The organism is Bathymodiolus thermophilus thioautotrophic gill symbiont, from assembly GCF_003711265.1.
GTDB lineage: Bacteria > Pseudomonadota > Gammaproteobacteria > PS1 > Pseudothioglobaceae > Thiodubiliella.
Window position 1 is genome coordinate 2,187,122 of sequence record NZ_CP024634.1, and the last position, 26,037, is coordinate 2,213,158.

Annotated in this window: 13 protein-coding genes; 6 read left to right on the forward strand and 7 right to left on the reverse strand. The window is 37.1% G+C overall.

Annotated elements, in window-relative coordinates; all coding sequences use genetic code 11:
- The first annotated feature begins 33 nt into the window (after nt 1-33).
- On the forward strand, nt 34-1,044 hold the full coding sequence (locus MS2017_RS07625; protein ID WP_122951811.1) for a hypothetical protein: 1,011 nt from the start codon (nt 34-36) through the stop codon (nt 1,042-1,044).
- 90 nt (nt 1,045-1,134) lie between these two features.
- On the opposite strand, the gene MS2017_RS07630 is transcribed toward MS2017_RS07625, so the two are convergent.
- Nucleotides 1,135-2,550: a protein adenylyltransferase SelO gene (locus MS2017_RS07630; RefSeq protein WP_122951812.1), complete on the reverse strand. Its 1,416-nt coding sequence runs from the start codon at nt 2,548-2,550 to the stop codon at nt 1,135-1,137.
- Nucleotides 2,540-3,973 (reverse strand): Asp-tRNA(Asn)/Glu-tRNA(Gln) amidotransferase subunit GatB, encoded by a 1,434-nt coding sequence (gene gatB, locus MS2017_RS07635; protein ID WP_122951813.1) that lies wholly within the window; start codon nt 3,971-3,973, stop codon nt 2,540-2,542. The genes MS2017_RS07630 and gatB overlap by 11 nt, the downstream gene beginning before the upstream one ends.
- 529 nt (nt 3,974-4,502) lie before the next feature.
- Between gatB and MS2017_RS07640 the strand changes: the two genes are divergently transcribed.
- From MS2017_RS07640 to MS2017_RS07660, 5 genes are all read left to right on the forward strand, one after another.
- Nucleotides 4,503-4,970 carry a hypothetical protein gene (locus MS2017_RS07640; RefSeq protein ID WP_122951814.1) on the forward strand — a complete coding sequence of 156 codons (468 nt, stop codon included), beginning with the start codon at nt 4,503-4,505 and terminating at the stop codon, nt 4,968-4,970.
- 204 nt (nt 4,971-5,174) lie between these two features.
- Nucleotides 5,175-11,558 carry an FISUMP domain-containing protein gene (locus MS2017_RS07645; protein ID WP_164707661.1) on the forward strand — a complete coding sequence of 2,128 codons (6,384 nt, stop codon included), beginning with the start codon at nt 5,175-5,177 and terminating at the stop codon, nt 11,556-11,558.
- A gap of 154 nt (nt 11,559-11,712) precedes the next feature.
- The gene (locus MS2017_RS07650) at nt 11,713-17,532 is read left to right on the forward strand and encodes a galactose-binding domain-containing protein (RefSeq protein WP_122951816.1); all 5,820 of its coding nucleotides are present in this window, start codon (nt 11,713-11,715) and stop codon (nt 17,530-17,532) included.
- A gap of 598 nt (nt 17,533-18,130) precedes the next feature.
- Nucleotides 18,131-19,135 carry an IS5 family transposase gene (locus tag MS2017_RS07655; RefSeq protein WP_122951107.1) on the forward strand — a complete coding sequence of 335 codons (1,005 nt, stop codon included), beginning with the start codon at nt 18,131-18,133 and terminating at the stop codon, nt 19,133-19,135.
- Nucleotides 19,136-19,287: 152 nt separating this feature from the next.
- Entirely contained in the window at nt 19,288-20,583 is a 1,296-nt protein-coding gene (locus tag MS2017_RS07660; RefSeq protein WP_122951817.1) for an IS5 family transposase, read from the forward strand.
- Between the two features lie 211 nt (nt 20,584-20,794).
- On the opposite strand, the gene MS2017_RS07665 is transcribed toward MS2017_RS07660, so the two are convergent.
- From MS2017_RS07665 to MS2017_RS07680, 5 genes are all read right to left on the reverse strand, one after another.
- Nucleotides 20,795-22,921, reverse strand: a complete 2,127-nt coding sequence (locus MS2017_RS07665; protein ID WP_122951818.1) for a hypothetical protein — start codon at nt 22,919-22,921, stop codon at nt 20,795-20,797.
- A gap of 547 nt (nt 22,922-23,468) precedes the next feature.
- On the reverse strand, nt 23,469-24,161 hold the full coding sequence (locus tag MS2017_RS07670; RefSeq protein ID WP_122951819.1) for a hypothetical protein: 693 nt from the start codon (nt 24,159-24,161) through the stop codon (nt 23,469-23,471).
- 69 nt (nt 24,162-24,230) lie between these two features.
- The gene (locus tag MS2017_RS07675) at nt 24,231-24,833 is read right to left on the reverse strand and encodes a hypothetical protein (protein ID WP_164707662.1); all 603 of its coding nucleotides are present in this window, start codon (nt 24,831-24,833) and stop codon (nt 24,231-24,233) included.
- A gap of 110 nt (nt 24,834-24,943) precedes the next feature.
- Nucleotides 24,944-25,108 (reverse strand): hypothetical protein, encoded by a 165-nt coding sequence (locus tag MS2017_RS11435; RefSeq protein WP_164707663.1) that lies wholly within the window; start codon nt 25,106-25,108, stop codon nt 24,944-24,946.
- 194 nt (nt 25,109-25,302) lie between these two features.
- Nucleotides 25,303-25,902 carry a hypothetical protein gene (locus tag MS2017_RS07680; protein WP_164707664.1) on the reverse strand — a complete coding sequence of 200 codons (600 nt, stop codon included), beginning with the start codon at nt 25,900-25,902 and terminating at the stop codon, nt 25,303-25,305.
- Nucleotides 25,903-26,037 lie beyond the last annotated feature (135 nt).

Here is a 26,037-nt window from a genome sequence, read left to right on the forward strand (position 1 = left end):
TTCATTCTCAATTACCAAGGACATTAAGCCAATATGCACACAGAAGAAGATCTAAATAATGCTGTAAAACAAGATATTATCAGCCAATCATCCGTTGATAATTTCAAGCAATTTATAGACAAAAACAAGATTATCAATCAAATTGATGAGGAAAATTTTAAATTGATTGGCGGTTTTAATGACATTTTTGTTGTTATTGCTTGCTTAATGTTATTGTTTTCTTCGCTCTGGACATTAAATTCTATTCAGCCCCATAGTGGCAATATTGTATTTCCCATCATTGCATGGGGCTTAAGTGAGTTTTTTGTGCGCAAAAGAAAAATGTCCTTGCCTGCCATTGTTTTGTTAATTATGTTTATTTTCGGCATATTCTATCTATCTATGCTCTCGCTATTACCGCTAGCCGATGATTCTTTTAAGATAATCTACATAATTACTATTGCCGCTTCAATCTCAACACTCAGCGCATATCTACATTGGTTGCGCTTTAAGGTGCCTATTACCATTGCCATTGGCACTGTGTCGCTCATTGGTTTTTTGATTGCATTCAGTATTTCTATTTTTCCAGTAATGGAAAATTACTTATTAAGCATTTTACTATTTTTCGGCATTGTTACTTTTATGCTGGCTATGTTTTGGGATTGCGCTGATATTAATAGAGTTACCTATAAATCTGATGTTGCCTTTTGGTTGCATTTAACATCAGCACCCTTGATTATTCACCCTGTTTTTTCAATGATTGGTGTACTAGAGGGCAATAACAACATAAACAGCATGGTCATAGTCATTGCTTTGTATGTTTTTATGAGTTTAATCTCCATTGCCATTGATAGGCGGGCTTTTATGGTTTCTTCTCTGGTGTATGTCTTGTATGCCATCTCAAGTATTTTACAAACTTATGAAGACAATGGCTACAACCTCGCCTTAACAGGTATGTTAATTGGCGCTATGCTGTTACTTTTATCAGCTTATTGGCATCAAACTAGAGGTATGTTATTGAATTTATTGCCCGCATCAATTAATCAGTATTTGGCACGAACTTAATACCAGTTTCAAAAATAAAATGAATAATAATCGCTCAGGTGTGAGAATGAGCGCTAGATTGTTTGGCTTATCTTGTGAAAATAGTAAATACTACGAAGAACAACTTACCTCTAAATTTTGCGCCCAATCTGGGGCTTCATTGGTGTATTTTTCTAAGTTTGGTTGCACTTCAAAAGGTTGACTAAGTAGATTAAATAGCGTGTCAATCTCGCTATAATCTTTGTCATTTTCTGCTTTTTTAATGGCCACTTCTGCCAAATAATTACGCAGAATATAATGAGGGTTTATGCTGTTCATCATCTCAATTCTATTGGGATTATTTTCTTGTGCAATGCGCTTATCATATATTTTAATCCATTCGTTAAAATCGGCATCCTGTTCCAATTTATCCATATTGGACAACTGCCTCAATGAATTACTATAGTCTTTTTTATGTCGATACAACACTTCAAAAAATTGACCAATTAGCACATTATCTTGCTCGTCCTTTTGAACAAGTCCAAACTTTTTTCGCATCAATTCTGAATAATCCTTAACCAAATATTGCTGATAATTATCTAAGACAGTTTTGGCTTGTTTGCTTTCTATTAAACTACTCAAACTATCTGCTAATCGAGATAAATTCCACAAACCAATACCTGGTTGTGCCTCAAAAGCATACCGCCCTTCATGGTCGGAGTGATTGCAAATGAATTTAGGATTGTAAGTTTCTAAAAATCCAAAAGGCCCATAATCAATTGTTAAGCCAAGAATGGACATATTGTCAGTATTCATTACCCCGTGTGCAAAACCTTGGGCTTGCCAATTGGCAATCATTGTGGCAGTGCGTTTAACCACTTCATTGAAAAAATCAACATATTTTTGCGCACCCTGACACTGTGGATAATAATGCTCAATAACAAAATCAGCCAATTTTTTAACCTCTGTTTTTTGCCCCAGAGTGGCAAACCACTCAAAATGGCCAAACCGAATATGGCTAGGTGCAGTGCGCATCACAATCGCCCCCGTTTCAATATCTTCCCGATAAACTTCAGTATCACTCCCCACCAAAGTTAATGCCTCAGTGGTTGCAATATTCAGCCCTTGCATTGCAATGGAGCAAAGGTATTCACGAATTGATGAACGCAATACCGCACGCCCATCTGCCCCTCTTGAATAAGGCGTTTTCCCTGCTCCTTTAAGTGAAAGTTCGTGGCTATTTATCTGCCCTTTCAAAGGGGGGTTGTGCGACACTTGCCCAATAAGGCAACTGCGCCCATCGCCCAACTGCCCTGCAAAATGCCCAAATTGATGCCCTGCATAAACACTGGCAATGGGCGATATTCCTTGAAAAGATTGTTCGCCTGAGGCGATTTTAAGTAAAGTTTGATCATTCCAATCTAAACCAAGCTTATTGTAAAGCGCCTGATTTTTATGAATTAAGAAGGCGTTTTTTAACGGTTGGCACGCAATTTCTGAAAAAAAATTCTCACCTAGCGTGGCAAAATCTACAGTGCTATTGCCCAAGTTTTGACCTGAGCAATTCGTTCAATAATTTTGGATTTGCCTTACCTTGCGTGGCTTTCATCGCCTGACCCACAAAGAAGCCTAAGATTTTTTCATTGCCTGATTTAAATTGTGCAACTTGCGGCGCATTATTTTCAATAATCTCATCCACAATCTGCTCAATTGCACCCGTGTCTGTCATTTGTTTAAGTCCTTTGGCATCAATAATCTCATCTGCACTGCCCTCGCCATTCCACATGGCTTTAAACACATCTTTGGCAATTTTGCCTGAAATGGTATCGTCGCCAATACGCGCAATCAATAGTGATAAATCTTGTGCCAATATAGGGGATTTTTCGATTTCAATTTGGTTTTTATTGAGTGCGGCACTCAATTCACCCATTACCCAATTGGCACACAATTTGGCATTTGATTCGTTGCCTTTTAACATAATTTCAAAATAATCAGCCAACGATTTCTGCGAAGTCAGCACATCTGCATCATACTCACTTAACCCCAATTCCTTAATAAAGCGTGCCTTTTTTTCAAGCGGTAATTCTGGCAATTGTGCTTTAATTGTTGCCAATAACTCATCTGAGATTTCAACAGGCAATAAATCTGGATCTGGAAAATAGCGATAATCATTCGCTTCTTCTTTGGAGCGCATAGAACGAGTTTCGTGCTTGACCGAATCATACAAACGGGTTTCCTGCGCCACTTTGCCACCCTCTTCCAGAATATCTTGCTGTCGCTGTACTTCCAAATTAATGGCTTTTTCCAAAAATTTAAAGGAATTAATATTTTTAAGTTCTGCCCGAGTACCCAATTCCTCCTGTCCCATCGGACGAATAGAAACATTGGCATCGCAACGAAACGAACCTTCTGCCATATTGCCATCACAAATATCAATATATTGCACCAACGCATGGATTTTCTTGGCATACGCCACCGCCTCTTTGGCGCTTCGCATATCAGGGTCAGAAACAATTTCCAGCAAGGGTGTTCCTGCACGATTTAAATCAATGGCCGTATCAGTATCAAACATATCGTGCACCGATTTACCCGCATCCTCTTCCAAATGCGCACGAGTAATGCCAATGGTTTTCACCTTGCCATCTATCCCAATATCTATTTCTCCCTCACCCACAATCGGTAAATCCAATTGTGAAATCTGATAGCCCTTAGGTAAATCAGGATAAAAATAATTCTTCCGATCAAACACATTGCGTTGATTAATATGTGCATCAACCGCCAAACCAAATTTAATCGCCTTATTCACCACCTCAACATTCAATACTGGCAACACGCCCGGTAACCCCAAATCCACTGCACAAGCCTGCGAATTCGGTTGTGCACCAAACTTAGTCGCTGCCGCTGAAAATATCTTAGATTTTGTATTAAGTTGAGCGTGAATTTCTAGCCCGATAACTGTTTCCCATTCCATATTTAATATTTAATATTTAAACTTTAATGCATTATACCATTTTCAATAGAAAGTTATACAAAAAGGGGTTGCCTACCTGCCTTACCTTTAGAGGTAAAATCCACTGTTTTTTTACATCCTTAGAGACCCCTACATTAGATATAAATACAGAATTAAAAAGCAAAATTTACAACTGAGTGAAAACTGTATTTATGCCTAATGCAGGAGCCCCACTTGGCAAAAATAATACCATTCCAAGCATTGCAATATTTATACAAATGTCTCAAATGCGGTATGCAACAAAGGATAGCGCCCACTATAATCCCCATATTTGAGTTATGAAATTTCCCCACACTTAATATTTTTTTTATTATATAATCTATGGGCAGTAGTAAATTCTTTATTCTATTTAAAGGAAAATTATGCTTGTAATTAAATCTTTTACATTTGTTATATTACTTTTCGGTAGTTTTAATGCTCTCAGTGAATAAGTGTGCAAAAAAAAATGAAGATAGTGATGTTATTAATAATTCATTATTCACAGCAATAGATGAATAATGGCACTTGCAATCTTGGACATAAGAAATCAGATGATAAGTGGAATAACGCCAGTGAAAGTAATGAAAAATTTTCAGACATATATGTCAAAGATAGCAACAATCGGCTAATGCCTCTTACTATCGGCGGCGGGGTTGCAACGGTTATTATTCGTCAAAAATATAAATTTTTTCCCTCTAAATCGGCAATGATAAATAGTGCCAAATATAATGACCCATGGTGGAAAGGCGATCAAAGGGAAAAAAAATTAAATCCAAATACGCAGAATTTTAAAAAGGTAGCAACAGAGGAGTTAGACACAGACGCTCCTACTATTGCCAATCAAATTGACACAGAAGTTGTGATCAAGGAAATAAGTGCCGCAAAGAATAGGATGGTTACAAATAAAATCCTTTTTGAGTTATCAACAAGTGGTAAACAGAGTGGATTTAAGAACTTTTTTCAACAAAAATCCTCATGAAGCCATCTCTGCAATTCATTTCGAAAATAACAGTTTATCTTGTTAAATATTTACCAAAATTACCTATGTTTGTTTTAATGGAGTTTGATTGTGCAAATAATTAAGTTACTGGCTAGCAGCCTATTAGTTTTTTCCCTGAATATAAATTCATCTGCTGAATCTACCACCTTCCAAGAAAAGGCCGTAAAAGAAATTTTCAATAGTGTGAAGAATCATATAAATACTGATTCTAATACAAACAATATCCCAATAGTGAATAACCCAAGGGTGGAAAAATTTGTCGAAAGACTTTTTAGCGCACCAAGTTTGTATATAAAGTGGCTTAAAGCTCTTGAAATGTCAATACAATATGACGATGGTTTTTCCTCTGTAAATGCTTTTTTAAACCATAATAAATGTATTTCTTGCACTTATGAACAAGTTAGCCAAGTATTTGAAACAAAAAAATCCGAACATTTGGTTTTTTGGGCTGGGCATTATCAAACGAACTTAATAAGCAATAGTGGCAATGGCAAAAAATTAGACTTAGTGATAGACAAACATGCTAAAGTTAAATTCAATAAAGTCGTTAATTTTCACTTCCGAATAGATGGCAAGGTTATTTTTGGTGCAAAATTTAAAAACTACAAGCTCACTTGGGATTATGGCGTCAATATACAGTCCAATGATAGCAAAGGTAGTATTACTTTTTCTGAGGTATTTTTGAATGGAAAGTATATTGGTCATCAATTTACTGGCAAACTTATTAGGCAGATGAGCACTGAAACTTTTGTAGGTTTTACTACCAGTTCTATAAACAACACCTCAAACAGTTTGGAAGAGTCAAGCAATAGCATTAGTCAATACAATAACAGTGGCACTACAAATAATGGTAATGGCAATAACGCCAACAATGGTACTAGTACTAACAATAGTACTAGCGCTAACAACAGTGCTGTCGTTACCACTAATATCTTAAATAACACAACCTCAGAATATGGCGATACAGCGAAATTCTCAATAACATTAAGTTCCAAACCAGTGTCTACACTTGAAAATCATAAAGGTTTTACCGAATTGTCTATTGTTCTTTGGTCTGACGACCCTAGCGAAGGGAGATTTATAGATGATGCAGGCAACCTTAAAGATACAATTAGCCTTACTTTTACTGAAGAAAATTGGAGTGTGCCAGTAACAGTTACCGTTTATGGGCAAAATGATAACTTAGGTGATGGCGATAATCCATACCAGATCAAATTTCAACCAATAACTGGAGGCTCTAACTATGCGGGTCTAGTTATCAATCCTATTAATTTAATCAACCGTGAAGATTATGATGATATTGACCCTATGACTGGCAAACCCAGAATGACTATCGGTTTTATTCACTATCCAGCCAAAAAAATTGGCACCCAAATATGGACCACTGAAAATATGCGTCATTATCCAGACAAGGTTGGCAACGGTTTTTGGAGTAGCACTGATAACAGTGGCGATGAATTCAAGTTTTACAATTGGAATGCGGCTATGAATGGAGAGACTACAGAGGGCGCTCAAGGCATTTGTGCCATTGGCTGGCATATTCCAACAGATGATGATTGGAAAACATTAGAAGGCTTCTTAGGAATGAGCAAAGCCATACAAGATCAAGATGGCACCTATCGTGGCACTGATCAAGGTGCTCAACTTTTGACAGATGGCTATAGTGGTTTTAACGCTGAATTACTTGGTTATCATGCAAATAATTTTGTACAAGACCAAGGTTTGGGTACGCGTTTTATCAGTTCTACCAGTAAAAATAATAATGAATTTATCAGTCGTTATATAGGTGAACGCCGTTTCTTTGCGCGTTATATCTTGCTTCAACAAAGTTCCTCAGTACTAGAATCTTGGTCGTTTTCTGAAATTGAAGTAATGCTTAATGGGATTAATATCGCACTCGGTGCAAAGGCAGTTTTTTCGGGAACGGGGCTTTATATTTTAACAAGTTCTCTTTGGGGGGTTTTTACTTCAAATATTAGTGAAAAGGTAAACGCTTCAGTATCTAATCATGTCAAAAGTGCTTTGACAGGTTATGATAATGATGATCAGATGGTGTTCGACATGTATTATCCTGATAGAACTGGACACTCTAGTTTAACAGATGGCTCGGGAAGAACGGGGCTTAGTTGGGGTAGAACTGATAAAAACCTTATCAACCTGAATGGTAGTAGACGCCTTACAGTGCGACCTAACGAGTGGTTGAAAATTGATTTGGGTAAAGAGTATCCAATTGATAGTATTAATATAAGAGAATTTGACATTGGTGCCACCAATCCGCCTTTTGCGGTTACTCGAAGATTTGAAGCTAACAAAATAGTTATATTTACCTCTCAAGATGATATTAGCTCGCTGACAATGACACAGCTTGGGCTTAATAATTCTGTTGCATTAAGAGTGGGGAGCGTTAAAGATGGGGCAAATTCTTCTCAAAATATTCAAATACCTGGTCCTCGATCTGTTTTTCATTATATGCCGAATGCTTCCAAGGCTGTATGGCGTGGTACTGGAGGAAAGGCAGAGGGCAATCTTGTGCGTTGCGTTAAAGGCGCTAACGATAAAAGTATTTCCGCCCACTCTCCCAAAAGATTAACCCTTAAGGTTGGCAAACCAATGACGCCAATTGGATTTGGCGATACAGTGACATCAACAACTAGAAACTGGTCTATCACTCCAGCAGTTGGCAATGGCTTAAGTTTTAATACTGCAACAGGGATTCTATCGGGCACACCGTTAGCCACTCAAGAGACAACTGACTATCAAGTAACAACTGCCGATGACTCAAAAGCAGTTTCTTCTATTGCTATTACAATTACTGATGGCGCAACAATGGTTAGCAGTATTCATATTGAGGGTGAGCATATTCTCAAAATTGGCGATAATACTCAGTTGAATGCAATAATTAGTCCTAATTATGCAAGCAATAAAAAGCTCGCTTGGTTGATTATTGGAGATAGTGACAAAGCGAGCATTAGTCAAACAGGAGAGTTAATTGCACTCAAATCGGGTCATATTATGATCGTTGCGACCTCACTTGACAATAGCGCCACTTACGCCACATTTTCTGTCCTTATTACTGCTCAAGAACATATTGTGTTTGAGGGTAAAAATTATTTAACAACCTTGTCTAAAAAAACAAGAAGAGTTTGGTTAGATAGAAATTTAGGCGCCTCTGAAGCTTGCACTTCCACTGCAGGCACTGCTGCTTGTTATGGCGATTTATATCAATGGGGAAGGGGGACTGATGGGCATCAAATTAGAAATTCAACAATCGTATTGAGCGACATCCAGGCAACCAGCATTACACCCGATAATGGAAAATTTATTATTAACGCTGGCGATTGGATCGTACCTGAGGTTGATGATTCAGGTAAAAAGCGGCAACTTGCATGGGGTAACATTTGCCCATCTGGTTTTAATTTGCCAACACTAAAAGAACTGGCGGCTGAAATGAATGACCATCCATATTTATCAAGTTCTTTAAACTTAATGCCATTAAATGGCTTGCGTAACGAAAAAGGTCAGTTGCAATTTGTAGGAATTCAAGGTAATTATTGGACACGGGATACGGGTCTCCCAACGATTACCAGTGTAAACCCCTCAGAAATAGAAAAACATACTGATATTCCAGGGATAGCGGGTATAGAAAATAACACAGATGTAGGTAGTAAGTTAAATATTAAGTTGGGTTTCAGTTCAAATATTGCAGGAATAGGCGGTTCAAATGCTGTAAAAGAAGGTGGTTCAAATACCATAGAAGAAGGGGCTAGCTCAAATGCTGTAAAAGAAGGTGGTTCAAATACCATAGAAGAAGGGGCTAGCTCAAATGCTGTAAAAGAAGGTGGTTCAAATACCATAGAAGAAGGGGCTAGCTCAAATGCTGTAAAAGAAGGTGGTTCAAATACCATAGAAGAAGGGGCTAGCTCAAATGCTGTAAAAGAAGGTGATTCAATTACTATAGAAGGAGGGATTAGCTCAAATGCTGTAAAAGGAGACGGTTCAAATGCTACAGAAGGAGGGGGCAGTTCAAGTAATATAGGTACCAATACAAACGACATTGTCAAACCAGACATGAATGCTAACCCAAACGACATTGTCAAACCAGACATGGATGCCGATCCAAACGACATTGCCAAACCAAACATGGGTGCTGATCCAAACGACATTGCCAATCTAGACAAAATGAATACTAGCCCAGTAACGCTACCTACTAACTTGTCTACATACCTTAGTTTTCATAGTGGTAATTACGAATATTTGTCCAATGTACGCACTATGGGTATGGGGGTGCGTTGCATCAAAGACCTGAAAGATTCGCCTCCTTTTATTAGCCCTAGCGTTAATAACTTAAATGTAGTTGTTGGCGCTACTATTGCACCCATTACATTTACCAACATAGGTGGAATGATAACTAAGTGGCGTATCACCCCAGTATTAAAATCTGGTTTATCTTTTAATACAAGAACTGGTACAATTTCAGGCACACCCAATAAAGCGATGCCTGCACAGCGTTATCGCATTACTGCTAGTAATGCCTCTGGTGCTGATACAGCTTGGGTGCGCATTACGGTACAAGCTACACCAATATTAACGACGGGGATTCAAATACAAGTTCGTCAAGCGACAATGAAAGTCAATAGTAGCATTTATTTAGATACAATTATTAGCCCTAGCAATGCTAGTGACAATAGCGTTTCATGGTCATCATCAAACACTAATTTAGCAACAGTTAGCAAGACAGGAGTTGTAAACACCCATGCGTACGGTAAGGTAACAATTCTTGCTCGATCTCATGATAATCCGATTGTTTTTGATGCAATAACGATCACTATTGCAGAATATACTGCCAACAACAAAAGTTATAACCTTATTAGTTCACCTAGAACTGGCAGGACATGGTTAGACAGAAATCTAGGCGCCAGTCGGGTTTGTATCTCTAGCACAGACATGGCGTGTTACGGTAATTTGTATCAATTTGGGCGTGCCAATGATGGACATCAAAAGCGTTCAAATGCTTATTTTGAAAGCACTCAGAGCGATACCGTTAATGCCTACAACAGTGCATTTATCGTTACAGGTAAAGACTGGACATCTGCTGATCAATCAGGCAGCTTACGCAAAGCAGATTGGGGCTATGGAAGCAGTAACAATATTTGCCCAGCAGGCTTTCGTGTACCGACTATAGATGAGTTTAAGGATGAAAAGATAGATTACGATTCGGTTGTTTTTAAAAATTTCTTAAAGTTGCCTATGTCAGGTAAGCGCAATGCTCAGGATGGTATTTTAATAGAGCCGGGTCGTCATGGTTACTATTGGAGTAACACAACTTCTAGTGACCATCGAACACAAAATTTAAATTTCACAAATAACGCAGTTAGAACGGATAACGCATACCGAAACCTAGGCTTTAGTGTACGCTGCATACAAGATTCAAAGTATAAAAACACAAGATACAATCAAGACCCTATGGAAATTTCTGGCATCCGCTATAAGACAATTAGAATTGGCACTCAAATATGGACAACAGAAAATATGCGTCATAATCCTAAAGGCAGCCTGCTTGGATACTCTTATAAAAACAACCCAAATTACGATATCATCAATGGTAAATATTACACTTGGCCTGCTGCCATGAGGAGATCAACTAAAGAAAATGCACAGGGCATTTGTGCATCAGGGTGGCACATCCCAACAATCAATGACTGGAAAACTCTAGAAGCATATCTAGGTATGGATAAAGACTCTATAGATAGGCAACAGGCGTGGCGTGGCAACAACCAAGAAGGCACCCAACTTAAAAAATGGGGCAGTAGTGGGTTTAATGCACTTACAACTGGCGTAATGGCCGAGAGAAACAATACCTTTGATTCTATCTCCCAAGGAGAGCAAATTTCTTTTTGGACTTCTAATCGTACTTCCAGCCACTTGGCTTCATACAGGTCGTTAAAAGCTTCGTTACCCACAATCTATCAAGGTACTATTAACTCAAATAAGTTTGCACTTAATGTACGCTGTATAAAAAACCCTCCAGCACCGATGATAATTCAAAATTTTCATTATAAAGTTGTTAAAATTGGTAACCAAGTGTGGACAGCGGAAAATATGCGTCATAACGCATCCCATGGGCGTACTTTTTCTAATGGTAACACTGATGATTATGGCAAACTGTATGATTGGGAAGCCGCTATGGATGGCTCTAAAGCTGAAGGTGCGCAAGGAATTTGTGCGCTAGGTTGGCACATCCCAACAGATAATGATTGGAAGACACTGGAAGGGCATTTATACATGGATAAAAAACAACGAAATACACGATGGGCATGGCGTGGTAGCAATCAAGGTTACCACCTTAAAAAAACAGGCTATAGCGGATTCAATGCACGCATGGCTGGTAGAGTCCTTGATCATAATTATACACTTAAAGGGAAAGAGGGTTATTTTTGGACTTCTAGTCGTAACAAACTCACACCTCTCTTTAGATCTTTGAAAGATTCGTTAAATAGAGTTTATAGAGGGGCTGATAATACGGGCACTTATGGGCTTAGTGTGCGTTGTATCAAAGATGCAAATTAAAACACTTTGTTTGTATGGCGACAAGATTTTTACGCTTGAGTGGAAAAACTTATGGCATTAATTTGGAATGCCGTTGTATGAAGTACATAAACAATGCCAACCTTAAAATTAGCGTTGTAATAGTTAACAATTTAATCATTAATATGGCGAACTTATGAATATATATATTTTGAAAAAAACCTTTTTTCGTGCTTTACTGATAGGCATTGCTTTTATTGCTTTATCAGCACATGCCACCACTCATTTTATCCCAGGATTTCTATCCAAACAACCAGTCGCTATTCCCAATATTTACTTGATAAATGCAAATAATATCGTTACCAAAATAACAGGCAAACTTGGTGGCAGTATGATAGGCGGAAATGGCGTATTTGACTTTACTGCAATCAAATTACAACAAAATTTATTCCTAGCCCAGGCTACTGTCGGTGCATATAAAAAAGGTGTTTTTTTTGAAGTAAACAACAACTATATCAAAGCAACTGCCGCCCGCTATTGCCCTCTTGCAGAATGCGTCAATCGTAATTTAGCGTTAACCGACACCTACAACACCATAGCCAGTAGCCCAACACTTGGTGCATACGGAGTTTTTGATCTTACTTTATCAATAACACATATCAACTCTAATCAAAACCCTATGCTTCAGACGGATTTTACATACCCAGAAAAAAGCACCTCTCTTAAAGGGGGTAACGAAGAAGGCAATAAAGAGGGTAATGAAGATATAAACAGGAATACAACCCAAAATTGCTCTACAGAAGGGTCAACTACAGAAGGGTTAGTTGCAAAATGTCAAAATCACACTTTAGGCCCAACCGTCCAACAAACAGACATCGGAGACATTTCTATAAATCCTCCACCCCTTACTCTTGGAAAACCTATCTTTACTAGTGATAACGAACTTCTTATCTCTGTCCTCATAACCACACAACCGACTCCTTTTCGAGGTTCTCGCTTCATCAATGCAAATCACATTATTACCAAGATAACAGGTAAATTTATTGACAAAGAGACGAACAATGGAGGTGGGACGATTGACTTTACTGCAATCAGGTTAAAACGAAATTTATTTTTAGCTCAAGTTGCTGTTGGGGTATATAAAAAAGGGGTCTTTTTTGAAATAGAAGACAAAAAAATAAAGGCAAATGCTGCCCGTTATTGCCTTCTTACAGAATGCCAAAATCGCAATCTAGCATTAACTGACAAGTTTGCAAAGCTTGCAACTCTCAATAATCGCCAAATAACCAATGGATATGGTATCTTCGATCTGATCCTATCAACAACCTATTTTAATGCCAACCAACGCTTTGTCCCAGGCTTTATAACCACTCAAGGTGTTACAGTTTCTGATTATACGACGAATAAAAAAAATATCGTTACTAAAATAACAGGCAAACTTGGTGGTAGTGGAATAGATGGAGATGATAAAGTTGACTTTACTGCAATAAAATTAGACAACAAATCATTTTTGGCTCAAACTATTACGGCTTACCATAAAAAAGGTGTCTTTTTTGAAATGGAAGGCAACAAGATAAAGGTAACTGCCGCCCGTTATTGTGCACTCACAATTTGTCAAGACCGCAATGTGACTTTAACTGATGCTCATGTAGCCATAGCTAGCAGTCAGATTACTCTTGGATACGGCGTTTTTGATCTTGTTTTATTAATAAAGCGCCTTACTGCCGACCAACGCTTTATCCCAGACTTTGTAACCACTCAAGGTATTGTGGTTCCTAATTATGTGGCAAATAAAAGCAATATCATTACCAAAATAACAGGCAAATTTGGCGGTAGTGGCATGAGTGGAGGTGATGGCAACTTTACCGCAATAAAATTAGACGGCAAATCATTTTTGGCTCAAACTGTCATGGCTGGCCATAAAAAAGGTGTCTTTTTTGAAATGGAAAATAACAAAATAAAGGTAATTGCCGCCCGTTATTGCGCTCTCACAGTTTGTCAAAACCGTGATGTGGCTTTAACGGATACCCATGCAACGATAGCCAGTAGTAAAACTGTTGGTGAATACGGAATTTTTGATCTTATTTTATCAATAAAGCACCTTGGTGCCGACCAATATCTTATTCCAGACTTTGTAACCACTCAAGGTATTGTAGTTCCTAGTTATGCAGCAAATAGAAGCAATGTCATTACCAAAATAACAGGAAAATTTGGTGGTAGTGGGATAAATGGAGATGATAAAGTTGACTTTACTGCAATAAAATTAGACAACAAATCATTTTTGGCTCAAACTGTTACGGCTAACCATAAAAAAGGTGTCTTTTTTGAAATAGAGGGCAACAAGATAAAGGTAACTGCCGCCCGTTATTGTGCACTCACAATTTGTCAAGACCGCAATGTGGCTTTAACGGATACTCATGTAGCCATAGCCGATGGTCGGATTGCTAGTGGATACGGCATTTTTGATCTTATTTTATCGATAAAGCATTTTAATGCCGACCAACACTTTATCCCAGATTTTGTAACCACTCAAGGTATTGTGATCCCTAATTATGTTGCAAATAAAAACGCTGTCATTACCGAGATAACAGGCAAATTTGGCGGCAGCGGAATGAGCGGAAGTGATGGTATCGACTTTATTGCAATAGAATTAGACGATAAGTCATTTTTAGCTCAAACCATTACGGCTAACCATAAAAAAGGGGTATTTTTTGAAATAGAGGACAATAAGGTAAGGGTAACTGCCGTCCGTTATTGCATACTCACAGTTTGTCAAGACCGCAATGTGGCTTTAACGGATACCTATACAACGATAGCCAGTAGTAAAACTGTTGGTGAATACGGCATTTTTGATCTAATTTTAACAATCACATATCTTAAATCTAATGAACGATTTACTCCAAGCCTTATAACCACACAAGGTGTTGTTATTCCTGACACCCATTTGATTAATGTAAACCAAGTAATAACTAAAATAACAGGCAAATTTTCTGACGATTCAACAGGTGGTGCCATTGACTTTACTGCAATAAAACTAGGCAATCAATCATTTTTGGCTCAAATTGTTACGGCTAACCATAAAAAAGGTGTCTTTTTTAAAATAGAGGGCAACAAGATAAAGGCAACTGCTGCCCGCTCTTGTTCTTTCACAGTTTGTCTAAATGGCAATGTGAAGTTAGCTGATACCCATGCAACGATAGCCAATAGACGAACTGCTGATGGATACGGCATTTTTAATCTAATTTTAACAACCACATATATTAATTTTAATGAACACTTTATTCCAAACTTTATAACCACGCAAGGTGTTGTTATTCCTAAATCCCATTTGATTAATGCAAACAATATAGTAACTAAAATAACAGGCAAATTTTCTTACGGTACAGAAGATAGAGTTGTTGACTTTACTGCAATAAAATTAGGCAACCAATCATTTTTGGCTCAAATTGTTACGGATAACCGTAAAAAAGGTGTCTTTTTTGAAATAGAGGGCGATAAGATAAAAGTAACTGCTGCCCGTTATTGTCACGAAGTTTGTCAATATAACGATGTGGCACTAACTAACTATCATACAAACATAGCCAATAGTCAAGCTAATTCTGGATACGGCATTTTTGATCTAATTTTAACAACCACACATATTAATCCCAATGAACACTTTATTCCAGACCTTATAACCACACAAGGTATTATTCTCAATGCCCACTTGGCTAATGCAAACAATGTAGTAACTAAAATAACAGGCAAGTTTAGAAGCTCCTTAACAGGCAAAGAGCTTGATTTCACAGCAATAAAATTAAATGGCAGTCTATTTTTAGCCCAAATTACCATGAGTAACTTCAAAGAAGGTATGTTTTTTGAAATAGAAGGGGATAAAATAAAAGTAATCGCTGCCCGCTATTGTTCTCTTGTGGTTTGTCAAAATCGTAACTTAGTTCTCACTGATCCTTATAGGAAAATAGCCAATAGTCACATGTCTTCTGGTTACAAAATCTTTAATCTTATTGTATCGATAATGCCACTTAATGCTAACGAACACTTTATTCCAAATTTTGTAACCACATTTGGTGTTGCTATTCCCAATGCCACTTTAATCAATGCAAGCAATATAATTACCAAAATAACAGGCAAGTTTGGTGGTGCTTCAATAAGTGATGCAATTGATTTTACGGCAATAAAATTAGGTGACAATGCATTCTTAGCTCAAATCACCACGAGCACCCATAAAAAAGGCATCTTTTTTAAAATAGAGAATAACAGTGTCAAGGCAACTGCTGCTCGTTATTGTGCACTCACAGTGTGTCAAAATCGTATATTGGCTTTAACTGATTCTTCTACCACAATAACCAGCGATCAAACCGTTGGCGCATACGGTATCTTTAATCTCATTTTATCAACAACGCGCATTAACAAAAACAACCATTTTGTTCCGGGTTTTGTAACCACACAAGGTGTTGCTATTCCTAATGCTTATTCGATCAATGAAAGTAACCCGGTTACATTCATAACGGGCAGAATGGGTGGTGGTTCAATAAGTACTCCAATTGAATTTATTGCAATAAAATTAGGCGACAAATCATTTTTGGCTCAAGTTGTTGAGGGTTTATATAAAAAAGGTGTCTTTTTTGAAATGGATAACAATAACATAAAAGTAACCCACGCCCGTTATTGCATTTTGACAGAATGCCAAAATCGCAATCTAAGTTTAACTGACAAGCATATGAGTGTAGCCACCAGTCCAGAATCTAATGGATATGGTGTTTTTGACCTTATGTTATCAACAACTTTTACCACTCCCAATTTCAGAAGTCGCTTTATTTCAGGCTTTGTAGCCAAACAGCCTAGAGCCATTCCCAATGCCCATAGATTAAGATTAAATAAGGATCATATTATTAGTAAAATAACAGGAAAACTTGCTGGACTAAGCATAGGCGGTTTTATGGATTTTACTGCAATAAAAATAAGTAATCATTCATTCTTAGCCCAAGGCATTGGAGACAAATACAAAAAAGGTGTCTTTTTTGAAATACGCAACAATAACGAAATAGTAGCAACCGCTGCCCGTTATTGCCTACGAACAGAATGTCAAAATCGCAATCTAAGGATTACCGATCATCATGCGGATATAGCCAACAGTAAAACGACTGCCAGTTATGGTATCTTTGACCTTACTTTGACAATAACACCTCTTACTATAATGACAAACACCGCTAGTCTTATCCCCGGTTTTGTGTCTAATCAACCTGTTGCCATCCCTAATTTCCTTAATTACCCGATTATTCAAATTATAGGTAAATTTGGTGGCGCTTCAATCAGAGACGACACTACAGTTGGTTTTACGGCAATAAAATTAGGCGACAATTTGTTTTTAGCTCAAATCATTCAAGGTATATATAAAAAAGGTATCTTTTTTGAAATAGACAACAATGGCAGAATAAAAGTAACTCAAGCCCGTTATTGCTTACTGACAGAATGTCAAAATCGCAATCTATCCTTAACTGACAAATATATGGGTATAGCCACCGATTCAAAATCTAATGGATACGGTATTTTTGATTTAAAAATTACTTCATTAATCAACTTAGCGCTTAACAAGACTGCCACACAATCTAGTACTTATTATGGTGCCAATGCTCATAAAGCGGTTGACGGCAATACCAATGGAAACATTCTCTCAAAAAGTGTTTCCCATACAAAACTTAGTCAAGGCGCTTGGTGGAAAGTTGATTTGGATGGACCTAAACTTATCCAGCAAATTCGCATCTTTAATCGAACTGATTGCTGCAAGAATAGACTTGCTCATTATCAAGTTAGCATTGCTAACGATGCTAACTTTGTAACCACTACTTACCGACAAGAATTTCGCACTTACCCCGATCCAGAGAAAAGTATTGATTTAAGTTTACCAAGCATACAAGGTAGTTATGTCAAGATTCAACTACTGAATAAAAACTATCTTGCTTTGGCAGAAGTTCAAGTGCTAGGACATCACTTAGTGTCAGAAACCAGTGATTAAAACCTTAAGACATGCTTAACTCAGTGGCGTAGAATCACCTAGGCAACCTGAAAGTCCTGTCCTGCATTAGACCTAGATGTTAAATTTTATTTGAGACCTTTGCATAAATATGGATGATTAGCAAAATCCACTTTTCACCCACTTGGTAATTTTCTTAAATCTTATCCCAGCAGGGCTAAGGCTAGGTTTAAAAAATTACCAAGTGGGTGAAAAGTGGATTCTTGATGATTATTTATATTTGTGCAAAGGTCTTCTATTTAATTGTAATTTTTTATAGCGCTTGCCCTAATGCCATTTTCAAAAATAAATCAAACAATCTGGCATTCATCCTCATTCCAAGTATTAACAGTAAAAATACTTAGTCAACCCTTAAAAACCACACAACAATTTGATTTATAACAATAAAAAATCAAATACCCATAGACAAATCAACCAACTTTTGGTATAACAACACTCTTTTACTGGTCGTTTTACCTAAAAAAAGACCCCTGCATTAAACTAAAAAACCCAACAAAAAATCACAAATCAACCCTCAAAACCTTATGCAAACATTAGAATTTATGATAAAATACTATAATTATCAGACACTTACAAAAAAATGCGAGTTAAAACCACTCAAGAACAAACCTTTGCTGATAGTTTTATCAACATACCAAACTCCCAACTAGACATCATTAACAAAGTTATCGATTGGGAAGTTATAGCCAAAGATCTGTCTCATATTAAAGTTGACTATTCTGCTGTTAGTCTGTTTAAAGCGCTATTAATAGGCACATGGCACAATCTCTCTGATGAGAAGTTGGCTGATAGTCTTAGTAGAGATTTAGTCTTTATTAACTTTTGCAACTTTAGCCTAAGTGGCAACAAACCTGATGCTACAACCATTGGCAGATTTAGAACCAAACTAATCAAACAAAATCTATTTGATAGACTTTTGAGTAGCATCAATCTTATGCTTGAGAATAATCAACTCAAACTCTCTAATGGCAAACATGTTGCCATGGATGCAACCTTAATTCAAAGTGCTAGACGCACTAAGAAGATTATTACAACACACAAAACTGGTGAGGTTTATGAGATTGATAGTAACCCAATTCAATATTCAGATGATAAAGATGCAAGATGGACATTTAAGGCGGGAAAATACACTTATGGATATTCATCAGTAGTAACAACTGATGCCAATGGATTAATTAACAAAGCCACTACGCACCCTGCTAATGATAGTGAAATGACTCATTTTGAAGAAAATGTTAAACAGGCAGGCAATCAAAAAGGCGTAAGAGTTTTATACGACAAAGGAGCAGCCTCTCAAGCTAATAGTGAAGCACTTAAAGCACAAAAGTTAAGAGATGGTATTATGCGCAAAAAACCCAAAGGCAAGCAAATGAGTCATTGGCATAAATTACGCAATAAAGCAATCAGCAAAAGAAGGTTTGTGGTTGAACGCACCTTTGGTACGCTCAAACGCACTTATGGTTTGGCAAGAAGTCGTTATATTGGTTTAGAGAAAGTTGCCAGCGAAGTTAATCTTAAAGCTATTGCTTATAATCTAGTTAGAGCGGCGAATGTTTATATTAACAAGGGATTAAATACAGCCTAGGGATTATTGTGTTTTTTTTGTGGAAACAGTACAAAAAAGAGTAAAAAATGAGCGATTTATAGTTGATATTGATGATTTTTTTAATGAAAGCTGGGTTTTATATGTTTTTTGACTTTGAAAAGTCAAAAATTGAGGGTTTTGGGTTTTGATGGTTGGTTTTAGGGTGCTATGCAGGGGTCTTATTAGACATCAAAGACCCACTCATTGCACTATCTCACGCCATAGACTGGCAAGTTCTTAATGATGCCTTCACCAAGCACTATTGCCTTAACAATGGCAGACCCTCAAAACCCATTCGCCTAATGGTAGGCTTGCTTATCCTCAAACAGTTAGAGAATCTATCAGATGAAGCCGTTGTTATGCAGTTTAAAAGAAACCCGTATTACCAATACTTTTGTGGTCACAGTGCTTATATTGCTGATGTACCTTGTAACGCCACTGAGTTAGTGCATTTCAGAAAACGCATTGGCGTTAAAGGTTTTAATCTTATCTTTAAAATGAGCGTTGAGTTACACGGTAAAAAAGCACAAGAGTCAACTGTGTTAATTGACACCACCGTTCAAGAGAAAAACATCACTTATCCTACTGACGCCAAACTGGCAATTAAGATAATTAATCGCTTAAACAAACTGGCAAAACAACACGGCATCAAACAGCGAAGAACTTATGTCAAAGAAGTTAAAAACTGTCGTCTTAGCATTCGCCACTTTCGCCATGTCAAAAAGCGTGCCAAAGCCAAAAAAGCCCTTAAAAGACTCAGAACCATTGCCAACAAGCTTATCCGTGAATTGCAACGCAAACTTCCAACTCATTCTTTGTTTGAAATCTATCAAAAAGACTTCTTGTTCTACCAAAAAGTGCTCGCTCAACAACCTGGAGACAAAAACAAAATTTACGCCCTACATGAGCCCGATGTTTATGTTATTGCCAAAGGCAAAGACCATAAGAAATATGAATATGGCAACAAAGTTTCAATCGTCTCTACCAAAGACAGTAACATTATCGTTGGCGTGGCAAGTCATAAAACAAACATTCATGATTCAAAAACACTAGATACAGCCATTGCTCACGCTAACGCTAATCGTATCAAGCCCATTCAGAAGGAAGTATGTGATAGAGGGTATGTGGGTGCAAAAGAAGTATTAGGTGTTGAAATCATCTTACCTAAAAAGCCCCTGAAACGAGACAGCCGTTACCAACGAGATAAAAAGCGTAAGTTGTGTAAAAGACGAGCAGCAATAGAACCCATCATTGGACATCTTAAAGCAGATTTTAGATTGTCTAGGAATTTACTCAAAGGGCAAGTTGGTGATGAGATTAATGTTTTAATGGCTGCTATGGCGTGGAATTTGAAAAAGTGGCTGATTGCCACTGTTATTTTTTTGTCTTTGCAAAAAATTGGTTTGTTTTTTGTGAAAAGGGCGAGGATTTTGTGTGTTATTGTTTGAAAACTGGTTTGGTTGATTAGGGGGGTGGTGGGGTTTGGGGTTTTTAAGGGTTGACTACTTAGGCGATTATAGGTGCTATATGATTCATTTTATTTTTGAATAATGGCGCAATAAGGCCAAAATAGGCTTTAACTAATACCGAATGTCTGACGCAGGGGTCTCAAATAGGCAAGAGTGGATTCTTGATGATTGTTCACATTATGTAAAGGTCTCATTGTATATTCTGCTTTTTAGACAGTTGAGATATTTTAATATCTTTAATAAAACGCTGTATTAAAGCCACTTTAACGCCTTCAAATATTTCTTCGAACAACACTCCAGAATTATCCTTATCAAGATAAAAAGAACCCAGTTTAGTTAGTTTCCTAGCAAAAATGATGGGCGCATCATCCCTTCTGTTAAGGCAATTTTGGCGGTCATCAATGACTTGCTGATGAACAATATTTACCGCCAAATCAAGCACTGGATCTTTTGTTGGCGTATATTTAGTTATACTACATATATATTTATCAACCCATATTCCTGTACAATACATATTCGGCACCTTATTCCTCATTACACCATTGTTATACCAGCGTGTACACTCACGATCCCAACATTCGCGATTTAAACTTTGACCCTTTCTATTAATATGGTTTTCTTTGTAAAAATTTTTTTTTGCAGACGCAGCCATTATTGAGGCTGCACGGGCTAAAACTTTTTTTGCATTGTCGTAATAAAGCTGACAAATTTGCTTATTTAGAGGTTCTTTTTCTCGGTAAAAATTGTTAATAATTTTAATCTTAGCCTGGGCTAACAGGTGATTGTAAGATTGTCCATAAGTCTGCAAGAGTTTTATTAAAGTAGAGTCAACAATTTTTTCGTCGCGTGTATCTACCTTAATAATTCGGTTTGAATCATAAGCAGAAAAGTAATTTTTGTAATCCAAAAGCACACTGTCTAAACATTTATCAATTTTTTGTATTTCTTTGCCACTTAAGAAATCAACATCATTATCGTCTATACCACAAAGTGTTATGGTTTGCTGAGAAATAATACTAGGTATCGGCACGCCAGCTCTAGTAAAACTTGTCTCAAGTCCTGTTGCTGTGTAACCAGAAGTAACAATTTCCCAACCTGCATTTTCAAAATTATTCGTTGTTGCCAACTCAGCGTCAAGTGTTACAAAGTTATCGGAATTTAAGATAGAGTAGATACTATATTCTACCCCCTCATCCTGATTAGGTGTATCTCTCAAAGTAACAACAAGATGGTGCGCCTCTCGTGTAGGGTATCTTTCCCCTATTATCCAAGTATTGTCTAATACAGTAGATTTAATCACAAATGTATCAGTATATAGTTGTGTTATTTTATTGCCAAAACTACTTGTATAGGTAAATTTATCCAAACCAGTAATGCTAGTAAAGTATGCTAGACCATTAGCAGTTAAAGGATGCCACTGCTGATCGTCTTGAATTACATCAACATCAACATCAACAACATTCCTTGAATTGTTTGATTTATTTATAAAATCAATCAACTCTATAAATATTGGCGAGGCCTTTATCCATTTGTCTGCGAAAAAATGTTTTAGATGCTTCTGCAACAAAGAAACATTGTGTAAATATTCTGATTGGTAGCGCTTGGATAGTTTTGCATTGTAGCCAATCACGATTTTTTTTACAGCTGCCAGATCTTGAGTGACCCCTCTTTCCAAAGCAGGACGGACTTTTGCAAGTATTGCCTCTTGAGTTTCTTCTGCTGATGCCCTATATTTATAATGTTCCGTACTGTTAAGCGCTTCAAGTTTTTGGCTTAATTCCGCCCAGCGCCTTTTCTTGTTATCATTCTGGTCAGCGATAAGAAATGGAAGTCCGATAATTGGTATCCAACCAAACACAGCAGTTACTTTATCAAGATCGGTTGAATTTGGATCCATAAAAACATGTATCCCCTGTATAACACTCAGCGAAAGCATTACTACTAAACCAGCAGGACCCAAAACATCTCCTAAGGAGTCAAGTAATGTTATCGTTTCCCCCGTTACTGATGAGACTGATATTACGCTCTCAGTCTCATCCAATACTTCACCTGTTGTTGCTGCTATATCTAACTCCGAAGAAGCGCTTAAGTAATCAGTATTTTCAGTCGAAATATCAAGGTATTCCTCGTTTGTTTTTGGGAGGATATCATCCTCAAGTATATCTTTGTACTGCAAATTAGGTTCTTCTTGAACAAAGGTTTCATCTTGAAATTCTTCATCATCTGACATACAAAACTTTGCAGAAAAGACATTAAGACTAAGTGTGAATGAAGCAACTAAAACTAAGGTTGAAAGTTTAAAATTTACCAGTGTCATATGCTATCTCATTAAAATAATTAAATTTAATTCATTAGAAACACGATCCACGCCTCTCATTTTTAAAATGTTTACTGATCACCTTTATTTAAAAAATAGAAGCCATAAATCTACCCCTTACCTCATCTGCATTCACAAAAAAAAACAACCGTCAATACCAAATAAATAGAACTAATATTTTTTTTTATAAACACAATACAAAACAAGAGGGTTCTATTGCAATCTTTATACGGATTAGCGTTAAAGCGTCCTAAGTTTCAAATATTTTGACCTAGATGCAACATTTATTGTATGTGATTATAGCAGTGAATTTATAAATATTCTAACAGAATTTCCCCTTGAATTCAAATAAATTCAATAGGAGTCTTTTTTGTATAGAGACTCTTGTGCAAATAGATGATTAGCAAAATTCAATTTTTACTCAATTGGTGATTTTATTGCACCTTACCTTAGTGGAGCTAAGGCTAGATTTGTCCACCTAAAGCCCCTACATTAGACATAGATGCTGAATAAAGGGATTTCTAAATAGAATACCTGATTGGCATCATTACTTACTCACCCCCCCGCAGGCGCCCTCAGGTTCAGGTTCGATTTGCCAGCCTCGGTTGAAATAATACTCATCATTTACAGAATAAAGCTGAATTTTCTCCACACCTTCCTCTTCATATTTGTGAACCATATAGTCTAAGAGTGACGACCCCCCTCCTTTGGGAAGCATCGTCTGATTTTCTACTAACCCATTAGGGTTTGCTACCAGTAAATCAATTTCAAGATCTTTCTCAGTTGTATCTTTCACATAAGAGATGGCTTCTATCTTACCTTTGTAAGTAGCGATATGGATCTCTTCTTGACTCGAACTTCTAAAGTCTTCACCGACATACGCCTTCATTAGCCCAGAAAAATTTTTGGACAGTTCGGCATTCTCTCCAAGCAATCCAATTTTCTCCGACCATTCAATTAAAATAGGTTTAACCTCCGCTTCATATGATTCAAAATCAGCCTCTAAGTTCAAATTGTAAGTTTTAAATTGAAAGGCATTCTGCTCTTCTAATACTTTAATGAAGTTACCTGCGTTTAGTGGATTTTCTCTCAGAAAGTAAGGGGGAAAATCAGCGACTGTATATTGATAATCCTGAAGCATCAGAATCATATTTATACCAGCATAAAGCGAACTACTGCAGAATATGGCTATCAATAACCAAGTTCTTAAAAAACCAAAAAAGATATTTCTAAATTTCATTGACACACCTCTAAAAATTCTTAATACAATTTGAGACCTTTGCATAAATATGAATACTGGTTGGCATCATTACCCATCTCCCCCGCAGGCACCCTCAGGTTTAGGTGCTATTTGCCAGCCTCGGTCGAGATAATACTCATCGTTTACAGAGCTAAGCTGAATTTTCTCCACACCTGCCTCTTCATATCTGCGAACCATATAGTCTAAGAGTGACGAACCCCCTCCTTTGGGGAGCGTCGTCTGATTTTCTACTAACCCACTAGGGTTTGCCACCAGTAAATTAATTTCAGGATTCTCTCCCACAATTGCATCTTTCGTATAAGAGATAGCCGATATCTTGCCTTTGTAAGTAGCAATATGGATTTCTCCTTGATCCAAACCTCTAAAGTCTTCATTGACATACGATTCCATTAGCCCTGAAAATCGTTTGGACAGTTTGGCATTCTTTCCAATCAATCCAGTTTTCTCCGACCATTCAATTAAAATAGGTTTAACCTCCGCTTTATATGATTCTAGATCAGCCTCTAAGCTCAAATTGTAAGTTTTAAATTGAAAGGTATTCTGCTCTTCCAATACTTTAATGAAGTTACCTGTGTTTAGTGGATCTTCTACCAGAAAGTAAGGGGGGAAATCAGCGGCTGTATATTGATAATCCCGAAGTATCAGAATCATATCTGTACCAGCAGAAAGCGCGCTGCTACAGAATATGACTATCAATAACCAAGTTCTTAAAAAACCAAAAAAGATATTTCTAAATTTCATTAACACACCTCTAAAAATTCTTAATACAATTTGAGACCTTTGCATAAATATGGATGATTAGCAAAATTCAATCTTTGCCCACTTGGTAATTTTCTTAAACCTTGTCCTAGCAGGGCTAAGGCTGGGTTTAAAAAATTACCAAGTGGGTAAAAGTGGATTCTTGATAATGATTCATATTTATGCAAAGGTCTCAATTTTAAGGATATAAGAAATCATAAATTTCCCAATCCACACTGACACCATTTTCAAAAATAAACCAAACAATCTGGCACCCATTCTCATCCTGAGTATTGGCACCAATTATTCATTTTATTTTTTAAAAATGATATGAATTAATAATACGAGACCTTTGCATAAATATGAATACTGGTTGGCATCATTACCCATCTCCCCCGCAGGCGCCCTCAGGTTCAGGTACTGCTTGCCAGCCTCGGTCGAGATAATACTCATCGTTTACAGAGCGAAGCTGAATTTTCTCCACACCTTCCTCTTTATACCTAAGAGCCATATCGTTTAAGAGTGACGACCCCGCTCCTTTAGGAAGTACCGTCTGATTGTCTGATAATGTCCTAGGGTTTGCTATAAGTAAATCAATTTTAGGTGCCCGCCCTTCTGTACTTCCCACATAAGAGACGGCTTCTATCTTGCCTTTGTAAGTAGCAATATGGATTTCTTTTGGCGTCAAATTATGGAGACTTTCATCAACATACATCTTCATTAGCCCAGAAAATTGTTTAGACAGTTCAGCATTACTTCCCAACAATCCAATTTGCTCTGACCATTCAGTTAAAATGGGCTCAACTTCCGCTTCATATAATGCTAGATCGGCTTCTGAGCTCAAATCGTAAGTTCTAAATTGAAAAGCATTCTGATCGTCCAATACTTTAATGAAATTACCTGTGCCTAGTGGCTCTTCTCTCAGAAAGTAAGGGGGGTAATCAGCGGCTGTATATTGATAATCCTGAAGCATCAGAATCATATTTGTACCAGCATAAAGCGAACTACTGCAGAATATGGCTATCAATAACCAAGTTCTTAAAAAACCAAAAAAGATATTTCTAAATTTCATTGACACACCTCTAAAAATTCCTAATACAATTTTAAGGATATAAGA

Excerpts from the sequence above, each read along its gene's own strand:
- gatB (WP_122951813.1), bottom strand. The coding sequence starts at position 3,973 with ATGGAATGGGAAACAGTTATCGGGCTAGAAATTCACGCTCAACTTAAT.
- MS2017_RS07680 (WP_164707664.1), bottom strand. The coding sequence starts at position 25,902 with ATGATTCTGATGCTTCAGGATTATCAATATACAGCCGCTGATTACCCC.
- MS2017_RS07675 (WP_164707662.1), bottom strand. The coding sequence starts at position 24,833 with ATGATTCTGATACTTCGGGATTATCAATATACAGCCGCTGATTTCCCC.
- MS2017_RS07625 (WP_122951811.1), top strand. The coding sequence starts at position 34 with ATGCACACAGAAGAAGATCTAAATAATGCTGTAAAACAAGATATTATC.
- MS2017_RS07650 (WP_122951816.1), top strand. The coding sequence starts at position 11,713 with ATGAATATATATATTTTGAAAAAAACCTTTTTTCGTGCTTTACTGATA.
- MS2017_RS07670 (WP_122951819.1), bottom strand. The coding sequence starts at position 24,161 with ATGAAATTTAGAAATATCTTTTTTGGTTTTTTAAGAACTTGGTTATTG.
- MS2017_RS07655 (WP_122951107.1), top strand. The coding sequence starts at position 18,131 with ATGCGAGTTAAAACCACTCAAGAACAAACCTTTGCTGATAGTTTTATC.
- MS2017_RS07665 (WP_122951818.1), bottom strand. The coding sequence starts at position 22,921 with ATGACACTGGTAAATTTTAAACTTTCAACCTTAGTTTTAGTTGCTTCA.
- MS2017_RS07640 (WP_122951814.1), top strand. The coding sequence starts at position 4,503 with ATGAATAATGGCACTTGCAATCTTGGACATAAGAAATCAGATGATAAG.